The sequence below is a fragment of the Arenibacter lacus genome (genome assembly GCF_008711145.1).
Taxonomy (GTDB): domain Bacteria; phylum Bacteroidota; class Bacteroidia; order Flavobacteriales; family Flavobacteriaceae; genus Arenibacter; species Arenibacter amylolyticus.
In genome coordinates, this window is the sequence record NZ_VVIN01000202.1 from 1 (window position 1) to 807 (window position 807).

Annotated in this window: 1 protein-coding gene; it reads left to right on the forward strand. The window is 48.5% G+C overall.

Going from position 1 to position 807, the window contains the following annotated elements:
- Positions 1-807 (forward strand): SprB repeat-containing protein (locus F1E73_RS17155; RefSeq protein ID WP_150452681.1); only part of this gene is annotated, 807 nt, incomplete at both ends.

The window sequence follows — 807 nt, forward strand, 5'->3', positions numbered from 1 at the left end:
CAAGTGCCCGTTTCCTTGGAAACTGCCACACCTGTGGTGTTTACCACTAGCAAGGAAGATGTTTCCTGTAATGGAGGAACGGACGGTTCCATTGAGGTACTCCTAGATGCTTCCAATGACAATCCGCCCTATACCTTTACCTTGGACGACGGTACCAATCCGCCTATCACCCAGAACAGCAGATTGTTCACGGGCTTGGCAGCGGGTACTTATACCATTACCGTTAGCTCGGATAGGGGTTGCTCCGATTTCCAAACCGTAATTATTGGTGAGCCTGCGGCTTTATCTGCCAGTATTACCAATGTAACCGACTTCTCCTGTAATGTGGACAATGGCACAGAATCGGCCTCCATAGAAGTCAGCATTGGGGTTGGAACTGGAACGCCCAATTATTCCTATAGTGTGAACGGTGGTGCCTTTAAGTCTACCGGAGGCAACGTATTTACGCATACGGTGACTACTGCAGGCAATTATGATATAACTATACGTGATGCCAATGGCTGTACGTTTAATCTTCCAACACAGACGATAGCTCCGCTACCTGTCATCACGGATGTTCAAGTTTCTCAACTAACCGCAATAACCTGTACCAATGATGAAGCGGTTGAATTAACGGTTACTGGCGGATCGGGCGACTTTACCTTTGAGCTGTTGCCCTTGGGCAACCCCAATGGGGTACAGACTTCGGTTGCTGGAGCTACTGCTACTTATAGCCTTAGCGTACCTGGGGATTATACCTTTAGGGTGACGGATAATGTGACCGGTTGTTACTTTACCACCGCAGCTTATACCGTTGCTCCCTACGAT